Source organism: Halobaculum rubrum (assembly GCF_019880225.1).
GTDB classification, from domain to species: domain Archaea; phylum Halobacteriota; class Halobacteria; order Halobacteriales; family Haloferacaceae; genus Halobaculum; species Halobaculum rubrum.
Map to the genome: position 1 here is coordinate 1,147,189 of NZ_CP082284.1, position 18,188 is coordinate 1,165,376.

At 70.0% G+C, this 18,188-nt stretch carries 20 protein-coding genes; 11 read left to right on the top strand and 9 right to left on the bottom strand.

Features of this window, described 5'->3' with window-relative positions; all coding sequences use genetic code 11:
* The first annotated feature begins 32 nt into the window (after positions 1 to 32).
* Positions 33 to 2,807 carry a GAF domain-containing protein gene (locus tag K6T25_RS06070; protein WP_222917301.1) on the top strand — a complete coding sequence of 925 codons (2,775 nt, stop codon included), beginning with the start codon at positions 33 to 35 and terminating at the stop codon, positions 2,805 to 2,807.
* A gap of 78 nt (positions 2,808 to 2,885) precedes the next feature.
* On the opposite strand, the gene K6T25_RS06075 is transcribed toward K6T25_RS06070, so the two are convergent.
* Together K6T25_RS06075 and K6T25_RS06080 are read right to left on the bottom strand one after the other, a co-directional pair.
* Positions 2,886 to 3,428 carry a TspO/MBR family protein gene (locus tag K6T25_RS06075; protein WP_222917302.1) on the bottom strand — a complete coding sequence of 181 codons (543 nt, stop codon included), beginning with the start codon at positions 3,426 to 3,428 and terminating at the stop codon, positions 2,886 to 2,888.
* 99 nt (positions 3,429 to 3,527) lie between these two features.
* A complete protein-coding gene (locus K6T25_RS06080) occupies positions 3,528 to 4,553 on the bottom strand; it encodes a threonine aldolase family protein (RefSeq protein WP_222917304.1) in 1,026 nt (341 codons plus the stop codon).
* A gap of 187 nt (positions 4,554 to 4,740) precedes the next feature.
* On the opposite strand from K6T25_RS06080, the gene K6T25_RS06085 reads away from it, so the two are divergent.
* The 4 genes from K6T25_RS06085 to K6T25_RS06100 all read left to right on the top strand — a co-directional run bounded on the left by K6T25_RS06085 (position 4,741) and on the right by K6T25_RS06100 (position 7,912).
* Positions 4,741 to 5,529 (top strand): alpha/beta fold hydrolase, encoded by a 789-nt coding sequence (locus K6T25_RS06085; protein ID WP_225917825.1) that lies wholly within the window; start codon positions 4,741 to 4,743, stop codon positions 5,527 to 5,529.
* Between the two features lie 115 nt (positions 5,530 to 5,644).
* Positions 5,645 to 6,358, top strand: a complete 714-nt coding sequence (locus tag K6T25_RS06090) for a type 1 glutamine amidotransferase (protein ID WP_222917305.1) — start codon at positions 5,645 to 5,647, stop codon at positions 6,356 to 6,358.
* A 112-nt stretch (positions 6,359 to 6,470) separates the two neighbouring features.
* Positions 6,471 to 6,626, top strand: a complete 156-nt coding sequence (locus tag K6T25_RS06095; RefSeq protein WP_222917306.1) for a DUF7859 family protein — start codon at positions 6,471 to 6,473, stop codon at positions 6,624 to 6,626.
* 80 nt (positions 6,627 to 6,706) lie between these two features.
* Positions 6,707 to 7,912: an inorganic phosphate transporter gene (locus K6T25_RS06100; RefSeq protein ID WP_222917307.1), complete on the top strand. Its 1,206-nt coding sequence runs from the start codon at positions 6,707 to 6,709 to the stop codon at positions 7,910 to 7,912.
* 54 nt (positions 7,913 to 7,966) lie between these two features.
* Here the strand turns inward: K6T25_RS06100 and K6T25_RS06105 are convergent, their stop codons facing one another.
* Both K6T25_RS06105 and K6T25_RS06110 read right to left on the bottom strand, forming a co-directional pair.
* Positions 7,967 to 8,143, bottom strand: coding sequence for a hypothetical protein (locus tag K6T25_RS06105; RefSeq protein ID WP_222917308.1), 177 nt, complete (start codon positions 8,141 to 8,143; stop codon positions 7,967 to 7,969).
* 2 nt (positions 8,144 to 8,145) lie between these two features.
* A complete protein-coding gene (locus K6T25_RS06110; protein ID WP_222917309.1) occupies positions 8,146 to 9,531 on the bottom strand; it encodes a hemolysin family protein in 1,386 nt (461 codons plus the stop codon).
* A gap of 186 nt (positions 9,532 to 9,717) precedes the next feature.
* Between K6T25_RS06110 and K6T25_RS06115 the strand changes: the two genes are divergently transcribed.
* From K6T25_RS06115 to K6T25_RS06125, 3 genes are read left to right on the top strand one after another with little or no spacing between them, the layout of a single operon-like run.
* Entirely contained in the window at positions 9,718 to 9,987 is a 270-nt protein-coding gene (locus tag K6T25_RS06115; protein ID WP_222917310.1) for a glutaredoxin family protein, read from the top strand.
* Positions 9,988 to 10,500 (top strand): redoxin domain-containing protein, encoded by a 513-nt coding sequence (locus K6T25_RS06120; RefSeq protein WP_222917311.1) that lies wholly within the window; start codon positions 9,988 to 9,990, stop codon positions 10,498 to 10,500.
* Positions 10,501 to 10,508: 8 nt separating this feature from the next.
* Positions 10,509 to 11,162, top strand: a complete 654-nt coding sequence (locus K6T25_RS06125) for an L-threonylcarbamoyladenylate synthase (protein WP_222917313.1) — start codon at positions 10,509 to 10,511, stop codon at positions 11,160 to 11,162.
* Positions 11,163 to 11,186: 24 nt separating this feature from the next.
* Here K6T25_RS06125 and K6T25_RS06130 read toward each other — a convergent pair whose 3' ends face one another.
* Both K6T25_RS06130 and K6T25_RS06135 read right to left on the bottom strand, forming a co-directional pair.
* Complete coding sequence (locus K6T25_RS06130; protein ID WP_222917314.1) at positions 11,187 to 11,900, bottom strand: CRISPR-associated protein Cas4; 714 nt, start codon at positions 11,898 to 11,900, stop codon at positions 11,187 to 11,189.
* Between the two features lie 284 nt (positions 11,901 to 12,184).
* Positions 12,185 to 12,781 carry a conditioned medium-induced protein 4 gene (locus K6T25_RS06135; RefSeq protein WP_222917316.1) on the bottom strand — a complete coding sequence of 199 codons (597 nt, stop codon included), beginning with the start codon at positions 12,779 to 12,781 and terminating at the stop codon, positions 12,185 to 12,187.
* A gap of 121 nt (positions 12,782 to 12,902) precedes the next feature.
* Here K6T25_RS06135 and K6T25_RS06140 point away from each other — a divergent pair, with 121 nt between their 5' ends.
* Complete coding sequence (locus K6T25_RS06140; RefSeq protein ID WP_222917318.1) at positions 12,903 to 15,026, top strand: heterodisulfide reductase-related iron-sulfur binding cluster; 2,124 nt, start codon at positions 12,903 to 12,905, stop codon at positions 15,024 to 15,026.
* 52 nt (positions 15,027 to 15,078) lie between these two features.
* Here the strand turns inward: K6T25_RS06140 and K6T25_RS06145 are convergent, their stop codons facing one another.
* A complete protein-coding gene (locus tag K6T25_RS06145) occupies positions 15,079 to 15,399 on the bottom strand; it encodes a 4Fe-4S dicluster domain-containing protein (RefSeq protein ID WP_159666659.1) in 321 nt (106 codons plus the stop codon).
* Between the two features lie 117 nt (positions 15,400 to 15,516).
* On the opposite strand from K6T25_RS06145, the gene K6T25_RS06150 reads away from it, so the two are divergent.
* Together K6T25_RS06150 and K6T25_RS06155 are read left to right on the top strand one after the other, a co-directional pair.
* Positions 15,517 to 16,005 (top strand): cupin domain-containing protein, encoded by a 489-nt coding sequence (locus K6T25_RS06150; protein ID WP_222917320.1) that lies wholly within the window; start codon positions 15,517 to 15,519, stop codon positions 16,003 to 16,005.
* A 58-nt stretch (positions 16,006 to 16,063) separates the two neighbouring features.
* Positions 16,064 to 16,447 (top strand): DCC1-like thiol-disulfide oxidoreductase family protein, encoded by a 384-nt coding sequence (locus tag K6T25_RS06155; RefSeq protein ID WP_222917322.1) that lies wholly within the window; start codon positions 16,064 to 16,066, stop codon positions 16,445 to 16,447.
* Positions 16,448 to 16,451: 4 nt separating this feature from the next.
* Here K6T25_RS06155 and K6T25_RS06160 read toward each other — a convergent pair whose 3' ends face one another.
* Positions 16,452 to 16,757 (bottom strand): DUF7853 family protein, encoded by a 306-nt coding sequence (locus K6T25_RS06160; protein ID WP_222917324.1) that lies wholly within the window; start codon positions 16,755 to 16,757, stop codon positions 16,452 to 16,454.
* 230 nt (positions 16,758 to 16,987) lie between these two features.
* Positions 16,988 to 18,151 (bottom strand): acyl-CoA dehydrogenase family protein, encoded by a 1,164-nt coding sequence (locus K6T25_RS06165; RefSeq protein WP_222917325.1) that lies wholly within the window; start codon positions 18,149 to 18,151, stop codon positions 16,988 to 16,990.
* Between the last annotated feature and the right edge of the window lie 37 nt (positions 18,152 to 18,188).

Consider the following 18,188-nt stretch of genomic DNA (forward strand, 5'->3'; position numbering starts at 1 on the left):
CTTAAATGAAGAACCGACAACATCGAGTACCCATGGCGGATTCTGTCGCGGGCCCGTCGGTCGCTGTCCTCGTCTTGGCGACGGCCGACGCGACGGTCCCCGACGGATTGGTCGAGACCCTCGCGGCCGCCACCGACGGCGAGGTCGAAGCCGTCGATCCCGCCGCGCTCGCCGGACGGCTCGGCGGGGAGCGCCGTCCGAACGCGGTCGTGTTGGTCGGCGACCCGTCGCTTTCGGCGGACGCGGTGGACGCGCTGTCGACGACGACCGCGCTGGTCGTCGCGTACGCGGAGCGCGAGCCGGATCCGGACACGTCGTACGTCGACGGCTACGTCACGCGAGCGGCCGACGCCGACCGGGTCGTCGAAGAGATCGACCGTGCGCGCGCCGGCAAGACCCGCCGACAGCTCCGAGCGGCGCGGCGACGAACGACCGAACTGCACGCCGGAACCGCCGAGATCGCGGCCGCCGAGACCGTCTCGGAGCTGTTCGACCGGACGATCGCGGTGGCACGGCGCGTGCTCGAGTTCGACCACTGCGCGATCGCCGTCCACGACGACGGCGAGATGGTGGTCCGGGCACGGTCACGGGACGTCGACTGGCTTCGGACGCGGGTCAACGCGGACGAGTCGGTCAGCGGACGGGCGTTCCGGCGCGGCGAGACCGTGCACGTCGACGACATCTCGACGTGGGACATCTCCGACGCCGACGCGACCGGGTCGGGGATCTCCGTCCCGTTCGGCAGCGACGCCGTCTTCCAGGCGATCTCGACGACGCCGTACGCGTTCGACGAGATCGACCGCGAGCTTGCGGAGCTGTTGGCGACGCACGTCGGGCAGGCGTACGGGCGCCTGCGTGCCCAGGCAGACCTGACGCGACGCGAACGGGTGATGACCGAGCTCCACGAGGCGGCCCCGCGACTCGTCGACGCCGACAGCGAGCGCGAGCTGTACGACCTGGTCGTCGAGATCGCCCGTCGGGTGCTCGCGTTCGATCGCTCCTGCGTGTACACGGCCGACAGCGAACGGTTCACGATGCGGGCGACGACCGACACCGACCTCCCGGCGGAGTTCCCGCGCGGGTTCGGCGCGATAGAGGAGAGCCACACCGAGAACCGCTCGTTGGTCATCGGCGACGTCACCGATCACGAGTTCGCTGAGTCGCACGACGGCGTGGCACGCGCGCTCATCTCGGTCCCGTTCGCCGGCGACGCCGTCTTTCAGGCGGTCACCGACAGCGTCGACGCCTTCGACGACGGCGACCTGGAGTTCGCGGAGCTGCTCACGTCGTACGCGACGGCGACGCGCGAGCGGATCCGCTCGGAGGCGGCGCTCCGTGATGCACGTCGCGTGACCGAGCAGCTCCACGAGGCGACCGCGGATCTCGCGGCCGCGGACGACGAGCAGACCCTGATCGAGCACGCGATCCGCGCCTCCGAGGAGGTCCTCTCGTTCGACAAGTCGACGATCACACTCAGGGAGGGTGGCAAGCTCGTCCCCAAAGCCGACTCCACGGGGAGCCCGCCCGACAGCTCCCGGCCGATGGACCTGGACGAGGGGGTCGCCGGTCGGACGTTTCAGACCGGGGAGTCGCTGCTCGTGGACGACGTCGCGGACAACGACGACGCGTCTCCGGCGCGATCGGAGTACCGCTCCGGGCTGTCGGTCCCGATCGGCGATCTCGGCGTCTTCCAGGCCGTCGCCACCGTCCCCGGCTCGTTCACCCGCGACGACCTCAACCAGGCGGAGCTGCTGATGGCACACGTGGCGGTGTCGCTGCAGCGCGTTCGCGCGCAGGCCGACCTCCGCGCGGAGCACGACCGGCTGTCGGCGCTGTTCGAGAACGTCCCCGACGCGGCGCTGTCGTTCGAGCTGGTCGACGGAGCCCCCGTCGTCCGCGATATCAACTCGGCGTTCGTCGACACGTTCGGCTACGGCGAGGAGGTGATCGGCGAATCGCTCGACGAGTACATCGTTCCCGATGACCCCGATTCGGAAACGCAGGCCGCCGAGTTCAACGATCGGCTCCACCGCGGCGAGAACCTGCGAACCGAGTGTCGCCGCGAGACGGCGGACGGCATGCGCGATTTCCTGATGTACGTCGTTCCGCTGGAGTTGGGCACCGAGAACGTGGGAGGCTACGCCATCTACTCGGACATTACCGAGCGGAAGGAGCGCGAGCGGGCGCTTCGCCGACAGAACGAGCGGCTCGACGAGTTCGCGAGCGTCGTCTCACACGACCTGCGTAACCCGCTGTCCGTCGCCGAAGGGTACCTGGAGCTCGCCCGAGAGACGGGCGACCTCGAGCACCTCGCCACCGTTTCCGACGCCGTCGAGCGCATGCGCACGCTGGTCGACGACCTGCTCAGGCTCGCCCGCGATGGACGCGTCGTCGGCGACACAGAGCCGGTTGACGTGTCGGTCGCCGCCCGCACGGCGTGGGGGAGCGTCGACACCGGCGACGCGACGCTCGCGGTCGATGACGGCCTCACCGTTCAGGCCGACGAGGACCGTCTGCGCGAGCTGTTCGAGAACCTGTTCCGCAACAGCATCGAGCACGGCGGCGACGCCCCGGCCGTCCGCGTGGAGGCGACGCCGGCGGGGTTCGCCGTCGCCGACGACGGGCCGGGGATCCCGGCCGACGGCCGCGAGGAGATATTCGAGGTCGGCGTCTCCACCGTCGATGAGGGCACCGGCTTCGGCCTGGCGATCGTCCGTCGCATCGCGGAGGCCCACGGCTGGTCGGTGACGGCGACGAACGGCGAGAACGACGGGGCGCGATTCGAGTTCGTCACCGACGCCGGGTAGTCGTCGGCCGGGTCCGTGATCCGCGGTCCCCGACGCGACGGGTGCCGAGCGTTCAGCGACGCGACGGGGAGCGCGCACTCAGTTCAGGGCGAGAAAGCGGTAGTTCAACACCGCGGCGAAGCAGACCCACGCGAGATACGGCACCAGGAGCGCCGCCGCGCGGCGGTCGACGCGCGCGAACGCGGCGACCGTGCCCGCAAGCAGGACCGCGAGGACGACGATGATCGCCAGCGCCGCCGCGATCCGTTGAAACGCGAAGAACGTCGGCGTCCACGCGACGTTGAACGCGAACTGGAGGACGAACGCGCCGAGCGCGAGCCGGCGCGCAGCCGAGGGCTCCGCACGAACGAGGAGCCACACCGCGACGGCCGACAGCGTGAACAGCGCCGTCCACACGACGCCGAACAGCCACGACGGCGGGTAGATCGCGGGCTTGGTCAACGCCGCGAACCACGCGGAGTCCGGCCCGCCGAGGACGGCGGGGACCGCGCCGGCGACGTTGACCGCGAGGATCAGCGCGGCGAGTCCGACGAGCCCGTCGAGGCGGTCGTCGAGAGCGGATATCGGACCGCCGGGACCCCGAGGACCGCTGGATCCGCGGGTCGTCGTTGTGTCGGTCATGGACGGACGTACATCGTCCGACGCCATAAAAGGGAAGCCGGCGGGTCAGTGGTCGTCGGGATCGAAATCGCGGAGAACACGATCGAGACGGGAGCCGACTCAGGCCTCGGCGACGGCCGACTCGATCCGGTCGAGTCCCTCCGCCACGTCGTCCTCGTCCACGTCGAGGTGCGTGCACAGCCGGCAGGTGTACTCGCCGAAGGCGTGGAACTTCACGTCGGCGTCCTTGCAGGCGGCGGACAGCTCCTCGCCGGTCAGCCCGGCGGCCTCGCTGTCGACCATCACGATGTTGGTGTCCGGGTCGGGCGCCGACAGGCCCTCGATCTCGTTCAGTCCCTCGGCGAGCCGGGCGGCGTTGGCGTGATCCTCGGCGAGCCGGGCGACGTTCTCCAGCGCGAGCAGGCCGGGCGCGGCGATCAGCCCCGCCTGCCGCATGGCGCCGCCGAACAGCTTCCGGGTTCGGCGGGCGCGCTGGATGAACTCCTCGCTACCCGCGATCACCGACCCGACGGGCGCGCCCAGCCCCTTCGAGAGACAGAACATCACCGAGTCCACGCGCTCGGTCATCTCCGCGGGGTCGGTGTCGAGCGCGACGCAGGCGTTGAGGAAGCGCGCGCCGTCGAGATGGACCGGAACGTCCAGATCGTGGGCCGCCGCCGCCGCCTCGTCGATGTGCGCCTTCGGGACGGCGACGCCGCCGCGGGAGTTGTGGGTGTTCTCCAGGCACAGCAGCCCCGTGCCGGGACGGTGGAGGTCCTCCTCGACGTACCCCTCTCGCACCTGCTCGGGCGTCGGAACGCAGCGGTCGCCGCAGTCGAGGATCCGCGGTTGCACCTGCGAGAGCTGCGGGATACCGCCCAGTTCCCACTTGTAGACGTGTGCCTGCTCGTCGCACAGCAGCTCCTGCCCGCGGTCGGTGTGGGTGCGGATGGCGATCTGGTTGCCCATCGTGCCGGAGGGGACGTACAGCGCGTCCTCGAAACCGGCGAGATCGGCCGCGCGGGCCTCCAGCTCGTTGACCGTCGGGTCGTCGGCGTACACGTCGTCGCCGACGGCGGCGTCGCGGGCGGCGTCGCGCATCTCGTCGCTGGGGCGGGTCACCGTGTCAGACCGGAAGTCGATCATGTGCGTCGGGTCGCTCTCGTCGCGGAAATACGGTCCGGTCACGGAGCGGACGCGGCACCGCGGCATCGCTCGGGACGGCCGCCACTTTGGACGGCCGGCGGCCGGAACCGACCACGGTCACGACCGACCAGCGCACGGCCGCGACCGATCATCGGGATTGACACCCCGCGGCGACGAACGCCCGAGCGTGCCTGACGCAGCGAACGGAAACGTGAACCTGTACTACGAGATCGACGGCGAGGGCGGCGACCGCGACGTCGACGCCGTCGCGTTCTGCGGCGAGATCGGCTACGGGCCGTGGCAGTGGGGGTGGCAGCACGCGGCCGTCGCCGGGCCGTACCGGGCGGTCGTTCCCGCGACCCGCGGCACCGGCGGCTCCGACGCGCCGCCGGGGCCGTACACGGTCGGACAGCTCGCCGCGGACCTGGACGCCGTGCTCGCCGACGCAGGGGTCCGCGCGGCCCACGTCGTCGGCGTCGGCCTCGGCGGAATGGTCGCGCTGCACGCGGCGCTGCACTCCCGGCGCGTGCGGAAGATCGTACTCGTCGGCACGTCCGCGTACGGCGACGGTGTGAACCCCGGCTCGCTGTGGGCCGACCCCGCCGACCCAGAAGCGGTGGAGTCGTCGCTGCGGGCGGCCGTGACCGGCGAGTTCCTCGAGTACCAGCCGTCGGTCGTCTCGCGGATCGTCGAGTGGCGCGCCGCCGAGGACGCCGACCGCGACGCCTGGGAGGCCGCGCGGGCGGCCGTTCGTGAGTTCGACATCGCCGATCGGCTGTACGAGGTGTCGAACGAGACGCTCGTGCTCCACGGGAGCGAGGACGCGGTGTGTCCGCCGGCGAAGGGGCGGGAACTCGCCGAGGGGCTGCCGCGCGGCGAGTTCGTGGAGGTCGACGGCGCGGGCCATCTCGCCAACGTGGAGGCGAGCCGGGAAGTGAACGACCGGATCCTTGCGTTCTTCGAGGGCGAGGACTGACGCGTCCCCACCGGCCACAGCACCACCCGCCTCGTCCGCGCCCCCCGCGTCGGCGACGCCGGCGGGACTCGGCGGTGGCACAAACCCTTTGCCCGCGAGCGACACAGCAACGCCAATGACACGCCTCCGGCTCGCGCTGCTCAACGCGGCCCACGACGGCGCGAACACCGCCCGGAACTTCCGGCGGGAGCTCGACGCCGACCTCGTCGAGTTCGACGCCAACGCACAGCAACTGCCCGATCACTTCGAGTTTGACGGGGTGGTGATAACCGGCTCGCGCTCCTCAGTCTACTGGGACGAGGAGTGGATCCCGCCGCTGGTCGAGTGGACCGCCGAAGCGGCCGAGCACGGCCTGCCGATCCTCGGCGTCTGCTACGGCCACCAGGTGCTCGCGGAGGCGCTCGGCGGCCGCGTCGGCGGCATGGACGACTTCGATATCGGGTACAACGAGATCATCCACCGCGGCGACGACGAGCTGTTCGCCGGCATCGACCGCGAGTTCACCGTCTTCACCACCCACGGGGACGCCGTCGTCGAGCTCCCGCCCGGCGCGGAGCTGCTCGCGGAAAACGAGTTCGGCGTCCACGCGTTCCGCAAGGGCGACTGCTGGGGGGTGCAGTTCCACCCCGAGTACGACGTCGAGACCGCCGAAACCGTGACCGAGGGAAAACGCGAGCGCATCGGCGACGAGCGGGTCGACGATGTGCTCTCGGAGATCACCCCGGAGCGCTACGACGCCGCCTGCGAGGCGAAGACGCTGTTCGACAACTTCACCGCGCACTGCCGCCGCGTCCGCGACGCGGAGTCGAGCACGGAAATCGAAGCTTGACATCCTCCCCGCCCTGAAGGGCGAGGCTTTCTCCTCGCACTTCCGTAAGCCCGGTCGACCCTCCGCTCTCCCTGTCGAAACCCCTATGGCCCGCAGCGTCGCATCGGGGGGCATGGCAGTTGTCGACACGCTGATCGAGGCCGTCGCCGCGAACCCCGCGTTGACGATCATCCTCGTGGTGCTGCTCGCGCTGGTGTTCGGCGCGTACCTGTTCATCCGCCGGATCGTCGTCAACGTCGCCGAAGGGTACGATCAGGGACGGCAGTGACCGCGTCCGCGTCGCCCCGGGCTCCGAGCGCCCGACACCGGACCCAACAACGACTTACCCGCGGGGCCTGACGCCCGGGTATGGTCGCAGCCGGCACCCTCGCTACGCTCCTCATCGCCGCCCTCGCATCGCTGTTCATGGCGTGGGCCATCGGCGCCGGATCCTCCGGGTCGACGCCGTTCGCCCCCGCCGTCGGCGCCAACGCCATCTCGGTGATGCGCGCCGGGCTGATCGTCGGGGTGCTCGGCTTCCTCGGCGCCGTGCTCCAGGGCGCAAACGTCACCGAGGCGGTCGGAAACGACCTCGTCGTGGGGGTGTCGATCACCGCCACCGCCGCCATCGTCGGCCTGATCACCGCCGCCGTGCTCGTCGCGATCGGCGTGTTCGCCGGCTATCCGATCGCCACTGCGTTCACCGTCACCGGCGCCGTCGTCGGCGTCGGCCTCGCGCTCGGGGGCGACCCCGCGTGGGGGAAGTACCGCGAGATCGTGGCGCTGTGGGTCGCGACCCCGTTCGTCGGCGGCGGCATCGCCTACGCCACGGCGCGACTCCTGCGCGCGGACCGCGTTCCCGAGCGGATCGCCGTACCGACGCTTGCCGGCCTCGTCGCCGCCCTCGTCGCCAACATCGGCTTCACCGTCCTCGGCCCGCCGGGCGTGCAGCGCTCGCTCGCGGGCGCCGTCGCCGACGCGCTCCCGGCCGTCGGCGTCGCGGGCGTCGACCTCGGCTGGGTCGCCGTCACGGTGGCGTTCGCGATCCTCGTCGCGCTCGCGCTGTTTCGCGACATGACGCTCGACGAGGCCCGCGGACAGCGACGCTTCCTGCTCGTGTTGGGGGGGCTGGTCGCCTTCTCCGCCGGCGGCTCGCAGGTCGGCCTCGCGATCGGCCCGCTCGTCCCGCTCATCGGCGGCGAGGGCACGGCCGTGCAGGTCCCCCTGATCGCCGTGCTCGTCGGCGGCGGGCTCGGCCTGCTCGTGGGGTCGTGGACGGGTGCCCCGCGGATGATCAAGGCGCTCGCGCAGGACTACTCCTCGCTGGGGCCGCGGCGCTCGATCGCCGCGCTCATTCCCAGCTTCGCCATCGCCCAGACCGCCGTCGCGTTCGGCATCCCCGTCTCGTTCAACGAGATCATCGTCTCCGCGATCATCGGGTCGGGGTACGCCGCCGGCGGCGCCGGCGTGAGCACGCGGAAGATGGCGTACACCGTGCTGGCGTGGATCGGATCGCTCGCGCTCGCGCTCGGGATCGGCTACGGCGCGTTCACCGCGGTCGACGCGGTGCTGTAGGAGAAGTCGCAGCGCTATCCGGAGACGAGCCGAGAGCGACGGCGCGCCGGCGCGTCAGCCCGAGTACGCGAGGACGCCGCCGGCGGCGAGGCCGCACGCGACGCCTTGGAGTGCGGCACTCGATAGGTCGCCGTCGAAGAACGGCAGTTCGATACCGACCCAGATCGCTGCCGAGAGCGCCGTGGTGAGTCCGACGAACCCAACCCCTCGCTTCGACGGGATCGAGTGCACGGTCAGTTCTCGATCTCGGGCTCGTCGCTCTCCTCGTCGTCCGTCGCGAAGTACTCCTCGGTGACGGTGACGCGGGCCCGCATGATCCGGGTGTTGTCGACCTCCTCGATGCGGATCTTCACGCCCTCGTAGTCGATCTCCTCACCCTCCTCGACGAGCCGACCGGCGCGGTTGAACACGAAGCCCGCGAGCGTCTCGAACTCCTGTCCCTCCGGCAGGTCGATCTCGAGCACCTCGTTCACCTCGTCGATGTTCACCTCGCCGCGCACGAGGACGGTGTCGTCGTCGACGAACTCGAACGGCTCCTCCTCGTCGCCCTCGAGGATCTCGCCGACGATCTCCTCGACCATGTCCTCCAGGGTGAGGATGCCCTCGGTGGTACCGAACTCGTCGATGACGACGACCATCTGCATCCGGGAGTCCTGCATCTCCTCGAGCAGCTCGTCGGCGTTCTTCGACTCGGGGACGTGCAGCGTCGGCTGCACGACGCTCGCGAGGTCGTTCTCCCCCTCGCCGTAGTAGCGCGCGCGGACCAAGTCGCGAATGTTCACGACGCCGATGATGTTGTCGAGGTTACCCTCGTACACCGGGACGCGTTCGTGGTCTGCCTGCACGCACGTCTCGATCGCCTCGTCGATTGAGGCGTCCTTCGGCACCGCGTTCACGTCGAGCCGGGGCGTCATCACTTCCTTCGCGATCGTCTGGTTGAACCGGAAGATGCGGTCGAGCATCTCCCGCTCCTCCTCCTCGATGACGCCCTCGCGCTCCCCGGTCTGGATCATGTTCTGGATCTCGTCGCGGGTGACGTACGACGTCTCGATGGCCGACCGGCCGCCGGTGACCTTGTTGACGAGCCGGGTGAGGTAATCGAACGTGACGACGAGCGGGAGGAGGAGGTACTCCGAGAGCTGGAGCGGCCGAGCGATCCGGAGCGCCCACGACTCGGTGTTCTCGACGGCGTAGCTCTTCGGGGCGGATTCACCGAACAGCAGCACCAGCGTGGTGATCCCGAAGGTGGAGATGAGGACGGCCGCGCCGGCGCTCTCGACGTAGATCCCGACGAGCGCCGTCGCCAGCGACGACATCGCGATGTTGACGAGGTTGTTCCCGACGAGGATCGTCACCAGCAACCGGTGCGGATCGGACTTCAGCTCCGCGACGGCGTCGGCACCGCGGCGACCCTCCTCGACGAGCAGGTCGATCCGGTGGGCCGCCAGCGAGAACATCGCGATCTCCGAGGAGGAGAAGAACGCCGAGAGCGCGATGAGAGCGGCGATGGCGACGACGCCACCGATCGAAACGGTCGCGTCGTTGATCGGCACCACGTTCGTGAGCCCGGCGAACTGCGCGGGCGCGACTACTGGAGCGTGTACCGGCGACAAACCCATGCGATACGATGGCTTGACGGTCCCCCGAATTAAGCGTTGTCCTCGGGTGGCGCGGCGCCGTCGTCCGCTCTCGGGGAGCCCGTCCGCGCGACGAGCGTGACGACGCACCGCGAGACCTCGCGGCGGCACGACGCGGCGAGTGCCGCGGGCGAAGACGTTACCAGACTCGCCGTCGTAGCCGTGGTCATGACAACGTCCGACATTACGCTGTACCGGCTCCAGGCGTGTCCGTACTGCGAGCGCGTCGTTCGAACGCTCGATCGCTACGGGCTGGAGTACGAGTCACGGTTCGTCGAGCCGATGCACTCGGACCGAAACGCGGTCGCGCGACTCACCGGCAAGCGGTCGGTGCCGGCGATCCGCGACGAGAACACCGGCGTGACGATGTCCGAGTCCGGCAACATCGTCGAGTACCTCGACAACACCTACGGCGACGGCGCGGCGGGGGGTTCCTGAATGGTCGACTTCGACGTCGTCGAACTCCCGGAGGCCGACCACGTCGCCGTCGGCGAGGAGGCGCCCGACTTCACCCGGCCGCTCGTCGGCGACGAGTACTGGAGCGACACCGCGCTGTCGGCCCTCGACGGCCCGGTGGCGCTCGTGTTCTTCCCGATGGACGGCGCGTTCCCCGCGACGTACGTCTGGAACGAGATCCGGGACCGCGAGTGGGGCCACGGCGACACCGACGACGTGACCGTGGTCGGCGTCTCCATCTCGACCCCGTACGAGCACAAGACGTTCATCGAGGAACGCGGGATGGACTACGAGTTGTTCTCCGACCCCTCGGCGGAGGTCGGCGAGCAGTATGGTGTCGTCCACGACCTCGACGGGATGACGGGGATCCGCGAGCACCGTCCCGCGGTGTTCCTCCTCGACGAGGACCACACGGTCGAGTACGCGTGGGTCGCCGCCGAATGGCCGGAGTTCCCGGACTACGACGAGATCGAATCGCACGTCGAACGCCTGTAAGCCGCCCCATGAACGCCGACGGATCGAATCATGGACCGGATCACGGGGCGGACCACGAGCCGAATCCCGGGGTGACGGACGCCGACATCGAGGACGCCGCCGAGGCGCTCCGTGGGGGCGGGGCCGTCGTCTACCCGACGGAGACCGTGTACGGGCTCGGCGCCGACGCGACTGATCCGGCCGCCGTCGAGCGCGTGTTCGCGCTGAAGGACCGCCCGCGGGACAAGCCGCTGTCGGTCGCGTTCGGGAGCGTCGAGGCGGCGCTGTCGCTGGCGCCCGCGAGCGACCGGGCCGCCCGCTTCGCGCGGGCGTTCCTTCCCGGCCCCGTGACCGTCGTCGTCGACCGCGGCGACGTCCTGGCCGCCGAGCTCACCGACGGCGGGCCGCGCGTCGGGATCCGCGTGCCGGATCACGAGGTCGCACGAGCGCTCGCGGACGCCGCCGGCCCGATCACCGCGACGAGCGCGAACCGCTCGGGCGCCGGGAGCGTCCGCCGGGTCGCCGATCTCGACCCCCGAATCCGCGACGGCTGCGCGGCCGTGCTCGACGGCGGCGAGACGCTCGGCGGCGAGAGCACCGTCGTCGACCCCGATCGCGGCGTCATCCACCGCGCGGGACCGCTGGCCGACGAGATCCGCGAGTGGCTGGCGAGCCAGCCCTGAGCCGAACGGCTCGCCATCCCGGAGCTACAGCCCGACCAGGCTCCGCAGACTCCGGGTTCTCACCCCGCAGTTCGTCCGGTGACGGCACTCCCGACACTTCGGGCTCCCGGAGAGCCGGGCCGGCGGGCCGTCCATCTCTCGAACCGATCTGAGCACCCGTCGGTAGGTCCCGGAGCGTCGCACGGACAGCGACATGTCCCTGACGACGCCGTGGGTCGGGTACTCGACGAGCGCTCGTCGGATCCGTCGCCCCTCCTGCCAGGAGAGCGCGTGCATCGCCGCGACCGCCTTCACCGACTGTGGCTCCCAGACGCCCTGCTCGGGCGGTTCCCCCGGCGAGACGATCACCGGAACCGGCGGATCCCCGATCGGGTTCCCGTCGTCGTCGCGCGGCGCGTCCGCGCCGATAGCGCCGATCACCTTGTGCGCGACGCCGCGGGCGTCCTTCCCGTCGAGGAGGACGCGGGTGTCGGTCGGACTCGACAGCGACTCCCAGTCCGCTCGGTCGGCCAGCCGAGCGAGCGCCGCGCGGTACTCCCCGGGCGGGCGATCGATCGGCTCGGCCGCCAGCGCCGCGTCGTCCAGATCCCGCAGCTCGGAATACCGGAAGGCGAGGTCGATCCGGGCGGTCGTCTCCGACGGTGGCCCGCGGTCGTCCTCGCGCCGGTCGTAGTACAGTTGGCGCGGGCAGTACGTCGCCGTCGCGAGATCCGTGAACGTCGCCTTCTCCCGGGGCACGGGGGTGGTGGTTCCGGGTTCGTATTTGAACGTTCGGCGAGGGGCAGTTCGCGTAGCGGTTGCCGCGATACCATCGAGTGCAAAACAGGTGCAGTGGCGGTCGCGGCTGCGGTGCGGTCAGTGGGTGCGGCGCGGTAGCGGGGTCGCTAGAGGTTGTACCGCGAGCGAGCCGGCCGAAGGCCGGCGAGCGAGCGGCCTTTTGATCATGAACGGGTTTCGGCCGCCGGGTTTCCTCGCGAGCGGCGGAGCCGCTCGCTGCGGGGAACCCGGCGGTGAAAAGCGGTTCAGAAGGAAACGTTCGTCTCGATGTCCTCGGCGGCCTCCCGGAGCCCGTCCTCGCGGGCGTCCCCGGTGTGGCCCCCCTTGAGGTCCTGCTCCGCGAGCAGGTCGGCGAACTCGTCGCGGAAGCGGTCGTTCGCCCGCGTCGAGCGAGCGTCCGCGGCGGCGACCGCCGAGTAGCGGGCGACGAGTTCCTCGTCGGCGTCCAGCGCGGCCGCGCGCTCCGCGAGCGGGACCTCGTCGACGACCAGCGAGCGGAGACGCGAGAAATCGAACGGCGCCTCGCGGTCCGACTCGCGTACGAGGTGGAGGTCCATCCGGGCGTCGAACACGGCCTCCTCGGAGACGCCAAGATCGTCGGCGATCGCGGCGTCGTCGCCGTCGTCGAAGTACAGCCGGACGAGCCGAACGAGGTCGTCGTCGGACCAGTCGGAGTCGAACTCGTAGCGCTCGCGCATCCGCGCGACGAGGTCCGAGAGCCGCTCGGCGGCGTCGCCCTCGTCCGCGAGCGAGCCGTGCCCCTCTTCCTGACGCTCGGTGACGGTGTCGCCGCCCGTCGTGTCGAGGAAGATGTCGCGGAGTTCCTCCGTCTTTTCGTCCATAGAATGAAACGATGACAGCCGTCGGACAAAAGGGTGTTGCCGGCGACGACGACCGTCGTCGCGGACCGTCACGCACGAAAGTGTGGGAAGATTTAATCGGGGCCGGCGACGCGCTATCGACATGCAATCCGACGTGACGCGCGAGACCTTCTGGACGATCGGTCCCGTCGGGAAGGCCGCGTTCTACTACCTCGCTGCGGTCGCGATCGCGGTGTTCCTCTACGGGACGTACGCGCGGTTCGCGCGCTACGCCGCCGGGGAGGACGACTGGTTCGACCGCCTCGACGACCTGCCCGGGCGTGTCCTGCGGGCCGCGCGGATCGTGGCGTCGAACCGGAACCAGTTCGACCGCGACCTGTACGCGGGCGTCATGCACGCGTTCATCCTGTGGGGGTTTCTCACGCTGCTCATCGGGACGACCATCCTCGGCATCGACCTCGACTTCTGGCGCCCCGTCACCGGCGAGTCGTTCTTCGTCGGCGACTTCTACCTCTCGTACTCGTTCGTGATGGACGCGATGGGGCTGCTGTTCGTCGTCGGCGTCGGGATGGCCATCTACCGGCGCTACACCGAGCGCGAGGGTCGTCTGTGGGGCAAACACACCTCGCTGGAGGACGACGCGTTCGTCTGGACGCTGCTGGCGCTGGGCGTCGGCGGCTACGTGCTGGAGGCGTTCCGCATCATCGGCTCCGCCGAGTTCGCCGCATACGAGCAGGTGTCGTTCGTCGGCTTCTTCCTCGCCGGCGTGTTCGCCGAGGCGGGCGTCACCGTTGGAATGGCCGAGACGCTGTACACCGTCACGTGGTGGAGTCACGCGCTGCTGGCGTTCGCGTTCATCGCGCTCATCCCGTACGCCAAGCCGTTCCACATGATCTCCTCGTTCGCGAACGTCGTCACCCGCGACGAGAAGGCGGGCGTGCGCCTGCCGGGCGTACCCGAGGACGCCGGCCCCGACGAGATCGGCTACGGCTCCATCGAGGACTTCTCGTGGCGCCACATCCTCGACCACGACGCCTGCACGAAGTGTGGCCGGTGCTCGTCTGTCTGTCCAGCGAAGGCTTCCGGCCGGAACCTCGACCCGCGGGACGTGATCCTCGATCTCAAGAGCTACCGCGAGTCCCTCGACGCCGGCGAAACGGAGCCGGTGGAGATCGTCGCGGACGGCGGCGACTCCGTCATCGCCGCCGAGTCCATGGAGTCGTGCATGTCCTGTATGGCCTGCATGGATGCCTGTCCCGTCGACATCGAACACGTCTCGGAGTTCACGCAGATGAACCGCCGGCTCACCGAGACGGGGCAGATGGACGAGATGGTGCAGGACGCGATGATGAACGTGTTCCAGAACGGCAACACGTTCGGCGACCCCGCCCGCAAGCGGCCGGACTGGACCGACGACCTCGACTTCGAGGTGCCCGACGCCCGCGAGGAGGACGTGGAGTTCCTCTGGTACGTCGGCGAGTACCCCAGCTACGACGAGCGCAACCGGCGCGTCGCCCGGTCGCTGGCGACGCTGTTCGAGCGCGCGAACGTCTCCTACGGCATCCTCTACGAGGACGAACAGCACGACGGCAACGACGTGCGCCGCGTCGGCGAGGAGGGGCTCTTCGAGATGCTCGTCGAGGACAACGTCGAGGCGTTCGAGTCGGCGACCTTCGAGAAGGTCGTCACCACCGACCCCCACTCGATGAACACCTTCCGCAACGAGTACCCCGAGGTCAGCGAGTTCGACGACCCCGTCTTCCACTACACGGAGGTCGTCGAGAACCTCGTCGAACAGGGCCGCCTCGGGCTCGACGGCACGGAACTGGACTACACCGCGACGTACCACGACCCGTGTCACCTCGGCCGAATGAACGACGTGTACGAGGCGCCGCGGGACCTGATCCGCGCCACGGGCGTGGATCTCTACGAGATGCCGCGCAATCGCGCGGACTCGTTCTGCTGCGGGGGCGGCGGTGGCGGCCTCTGGATGGACCACGAGGAGGAGTCCAAGCCCAGCGAGGAGCGTCTGCGCGAGGCGCTGGAGGACACCGACGCCGGCGACGCCGTCGAGAAGTTCGTCGTCGCCTGTCCGATGTGCGGGACGATGTACGAGGACGGCCGCAAGACGGGGAACTTCGAGGACGACATCGAGGTCGTCGACATCGCGGAGCTGCTGTGTGAGGCGCTAGCGGCGAAGGAGGGCGTCGGTGTCGACGCACCCACGGACGCTGACGCCGACGCGTCGCCGACTGCGGCCGACTGAGCGGTCGAATCGGCGGCTTCCAGACTCGGCGGGGCCGGAAACCCGGCCGCGGTTACGACCGCGAGGCGTCCACGTCGATCGCGTCGACCGGGCAGATATCGACACAGAGCATGCAGTCGATACACTGGTCCTCGCGGGTCGGCTCGACCTTCGTCTCGCTTTCCGGGTGGTCGGGCGTGTCGACCCAGTCGAACACGTCGACCGGGCAGTTCTCCAGGCAGGCGCCGTCGGCGATACAGATGTCGTAGTCGACGGCGACGTGGGCGCCGTGGATCCCCAGCTTCTCCGGCGGGTCGACCGGCCCCCACACGTCGAGGCCGTTCTCCTCGCCGACGTGCTCGCGGTTGTCGTCGAAGTTCGGATCGATTCCCATTGGCGACCCTTACCGCGACACGTACAAAAACGCCGGCATCCGGGGGCTGCGGGAGCAGCGGCGGGGGAAGTCGCTGCGGGCGATACGATTACCGTCGACGCAGGAGACCTCGGAGGCATGAACCGCGTTAACGCCGACGGCCTCGACTGGGAGGAGACCGACCGCGGCGAGTCGGTCGGCTCGCGACGCAAGAAGCTGGCCGCGGCAGCCGGCGGCGAGGATCTGGGCTGTAGCCTCTACGAACTCCCGGCGGGCAAGCGCGCGTGGCCGTATCACCATCACGCGGGCAACGCGGAGCCGCTGTACGTCCTCGCGGGCGAGGGAACCTTGCGCCACGCCGACGGGACGAGTCCGCTGCGCGCGGGCGACTACGTCACGCTTCCGGCGGGCGAGGACGGTGCCCACCGCGTCGTCAACGACTCCGCGGGCGCGCTCCGGTACCTGATGGTCTCGACGATGCGCGACCCGGAGGTGCTCGTGTACCCCGACTCCGACAAGGTGGGCGCGATGGCGGGCGCGGCGCCGGGGGAGAACGGGGAGCGCGACGTGGACGCGTACTTCCGCCGCGGCGACGCCGTCGACTACTGGGACGGCGAGGAAGAATAGCGGGACGGACGGGGACGACCGCCCGAAGCGACATATCCGCCGAGCCCGTACATCGGGTATGGCAGTCCCCCGCCTCGTGTACGACGACGACTGCGGCTTCTGCACGTTCGCCGTCTCGCACGCGCTGGAGCTGGGCGAGTTCGAGGCCGTCGGCTTCTCCGAACTGCCCGAGGACGACGAGTTGCGCGCGCGTCTGCCCGACGACTACGAGGAGTGCGTGCACCTCGTCACCGACGCCGCGGTGTACTCCTGCGGCGAGGCGCTCGAACAGGTCACAAGGCGCACCGGCGCGGCCGGCTGGTGGCTCACCGCGGCCGCGAAGGGGCTGCCGAAGTATCCGGAGGCCCGCGAGACGCTCTATCACTGGGCCGCCGATCGACGCGCGCTGTGGGGGACGTTCGCGCGGCGCGACTCGCTGTCGAACGGGGACGGCCCGACGTAGCGCATCACGTATCCGGAGCCCCGGGAACGCCAGTCCGCCGCAGGGCCGCCCGCCCGGGCGCCAGATCTCGCGGGGGTGCGGATCTGAGGTACACCTCGAGGGCCCGCCGGACGACCCCGATCTCGTCGGGAGCGAAGCGCTCGCGTCCGTCCTCGAGCGCCGTCAACGCGTCGAGTTCCGGGTACCCCTCCGCGGTGTCGCCCGCCTCGACCGCCGTCCGGACCCGGTCGAGGAGCGCGGCGTGGACCACCCACGCCTCCTCGCGGGAGAACGCAAGCGTCCGCCACCCGCCCTCGACTGGTTCGGCCATCTCGGTTGGCGCGTCAGGGTCTACCTACTTAGCTATGATCATGGTTGTCACGCCGTTACCGCGGCGGGTACGGGTTCGATTCCGCTCGACGGCGTCGCGGCACCGCAGCTCGGAACGGCGCGATCGGACGGCGTGAGCGGGAAGCCGACGAGTACCCGCGCGTGAGCGCGGTCTCCCGGGTCGCACGCGACGGTAGGGCGTCGTTCGTTCGAGGCGGCTTCGCCGCCTCGCTACGAGAAGGCTGACAGGCCGGTCAGATCCTCCCCGAGGATGAGCGAGTGGATGTCGTGGGTTCCCTCGTAGGTGTACACCGTCTCCAGGTTGCTCATGTGCCGCATCGGCGAGTAGTCCGTCGTGATCCCGTTGCCGCCGAGCATCTCGCGGGCCACGCGCGCCTGATCGCGGGCCATTCGGACGTTGTTGCGCTTGGCCATCGACACCTGCTGGGGCCGGAGGTCGCCGCGCTCCTTCAGGTCCGCGAGCCGGTAGGCGAGCAGCTGCGCGAGGGTTATCTGCGTCGCCATCTCCGCGAGCTTCTCCTGTTGGATCTGGAAGCGGGCGATGGGCCCGCCGAACTGCTCGCGGCCGGTCTGATACTCGCGGGCCGTCTCGAAGCAGTCGCGGGCGGCGCCGACGGCGCCCCAGGCGATGCCGAACCGGGCCTGCGTGAGACACGACAGCGGCCCCTTCATCCCCTCGACGTCCGGCAGGACGTTCGCCTCGGGGACGCGCACGTCGTCGAGGACGATGCCGCCGGTGACGGAGGCGCGCATCGAGAGCTTCTCGTCGATCTTCGGGGTCTCGACGCCGTCGCGGTCGGTCTCGACAAGGAAGCCGCGCACGGGCGAACCCTCCTCGGAGGTGAGCTTCGCCCACACGACCGCCACGTCGGCGATGGGAGAGTTGGTGATCCACGTCTTCTCGCCGTTCAGGACGAACCCGTCGGCGTCGCGCTCGGCACGCGTCTCCATTCCCGAGGGGTTCGAGCCGTGCTCCGGCTCGGTCAGGCCGAAGCAACCGACGGCCTCCCCCTGCCCGAGGGCCGGGAGCCACTCCTCCTTCTGGGCGTCGCTCCCGAACGCGTGGATGGGGTACATCACGAGCGCACCCTGCACGCTGGCCATCGAGCGTAGGCCGGAGTCGCACGCCTCCAGCTCCTGCATGAGCAGTCCGTACGCGCGCTCGGAGACGTTCGGGGAGCCGTACCCCTCCAGGTTCGGCGCGTAGAATCCCAGCTCCCCCATCTCCGGGATGAGCTCCGTGGGGAAGGTCCCGGCCTCGTAGTGGTCGGCGATGTCCGGGGCGACCTCCTCGGCGACGAACTCCCGGGCCGTGTCCCGGATCAGCTTCTCCTCCGCCGAGAGGTCCGCCTCCAGACCGACGTAATCGAGCATACGAGGACTCGGTGACACGTCGACAAAGGGGTGTCGG

Bases quoted from the DNA above. Each gene is read 5' to 3' on its own strand.
- K6T25_RS06080 (WP_222917304.1), bottom strand. From the start codon at position 4,553: ATGATCGACTTCCGGTCTGACACGGTGACCCGCCCCAGCGACGAGATG.
- K6T25_RS06135 (WP_222917316.1), bottom strand. From the start codon at position 12,781: ATGGACGAAAAGACGGAGGAACTCCGCGACATCTTCCTCGACACGACG.
- K6T25_RS06145 (WP_159666659.1), bottom strand. From the start codon at position 15,399: ATGGGAATCGATCCGAACTTCGACGACAACCGCGAGCACGTCGGCGAG.
- K6T25_RS06150 (WP_222917320.1), top strand. From the start codon at position 15,517: ATGAACCGCGTTAACGCCGACGGCCTCGACTGGGAGGAGACCGACCGC.
- K6T25_RS06070 (WP_222917301.1), top strand. From the start codon at position 33: ATGGCGGATTCTGTCGCGGGCCCGTCGGTCGCTGTCCTCGTCTTGGCG.
- K6T25_RS06160 (WP_222917324.1), bottom strand. From the start codon at position 16,757: ATGGCCGAACCAGTCGAGGGCGGGTGGCGGACGCTTGCGTTCTCCCGC.
- K6T25_RS06115 (WP_222917310.1), top strand. From the start codon at position 9,718: ATGACAACGTCCGACATTACGCTGTACCGGCTCCAGGCGTGTCCGTAC.
- K6T25_RS06095 (WP_222917306.1), top strand. From the start codon at position 6,471: ATGGCAGTTGTCGACACGCTGATCGAGGCCGTCGCCGCGAACCCCGCG.
- K6T25_RS06110 (WP_222917309.1), bottom strand. From the start codon at position 9,531: ATGGGTTTGTCGCCGGTACACGCTCCAGTAGTCGCGCCCGCGCAGTTC.
- K6T25_RS06090 (WP_222917305.1), top strand. From the start codon at position 5,645: ATGACACGCCTCCGGCTCGCGCTGCTCAACGCGGCCCACGACGGCGCG.
- K6T25_RS06125 (WP_222917313.1), top strand. From the start codon at position 10,509: ATGAACGCCGACGGATCGAATCATGGACCGGATCACGGGGCGGACCAC.
- K6T25_RS06120 (WP_222917311.1), top strand. From the start codon at position 9,988: ATGGTCGACTTCGACGTCGTCGAACTCCCGGAGGCCGACCACGTCGCC.
- K6T25_RS06140 (WP_222917318.1), top strand. From the start codon at position 12,903: ATGCAATCCGACGTGACGCGCGAGACCTTCTGGACGATCGGTCCCGTC.
- K6T25_RS06165 (WP_222917325.1), bottom strand. From the start codon at position 18,151: ATGCTCGATTACGTCGGTCTGGAGGCGGACCTCTCGGCGGAGGAGAAG.
- K6T25_RS06155 (WP_222917322.1), top strand. From the start codon at position 16,064: ATGGCAGTCCCCCGCCTCGTGTACGACGACGACTGCGGCTTCTGCACG.
- K6T25_RS06100 (WP_222917307.1), top strand. From the start codon at position 6,707: ATGGTCGCAGCCGGCACCCTCGCTACGCTCCTCATCGCCGCCCTCGCA.
- K6T25_RS06075 (WP_222917302.1), bottom strand. From the start codon at position 3,428: ATGACCGACACAACGACGACCCGCGGATCCAGCGGTCCTCGGGGTCCC.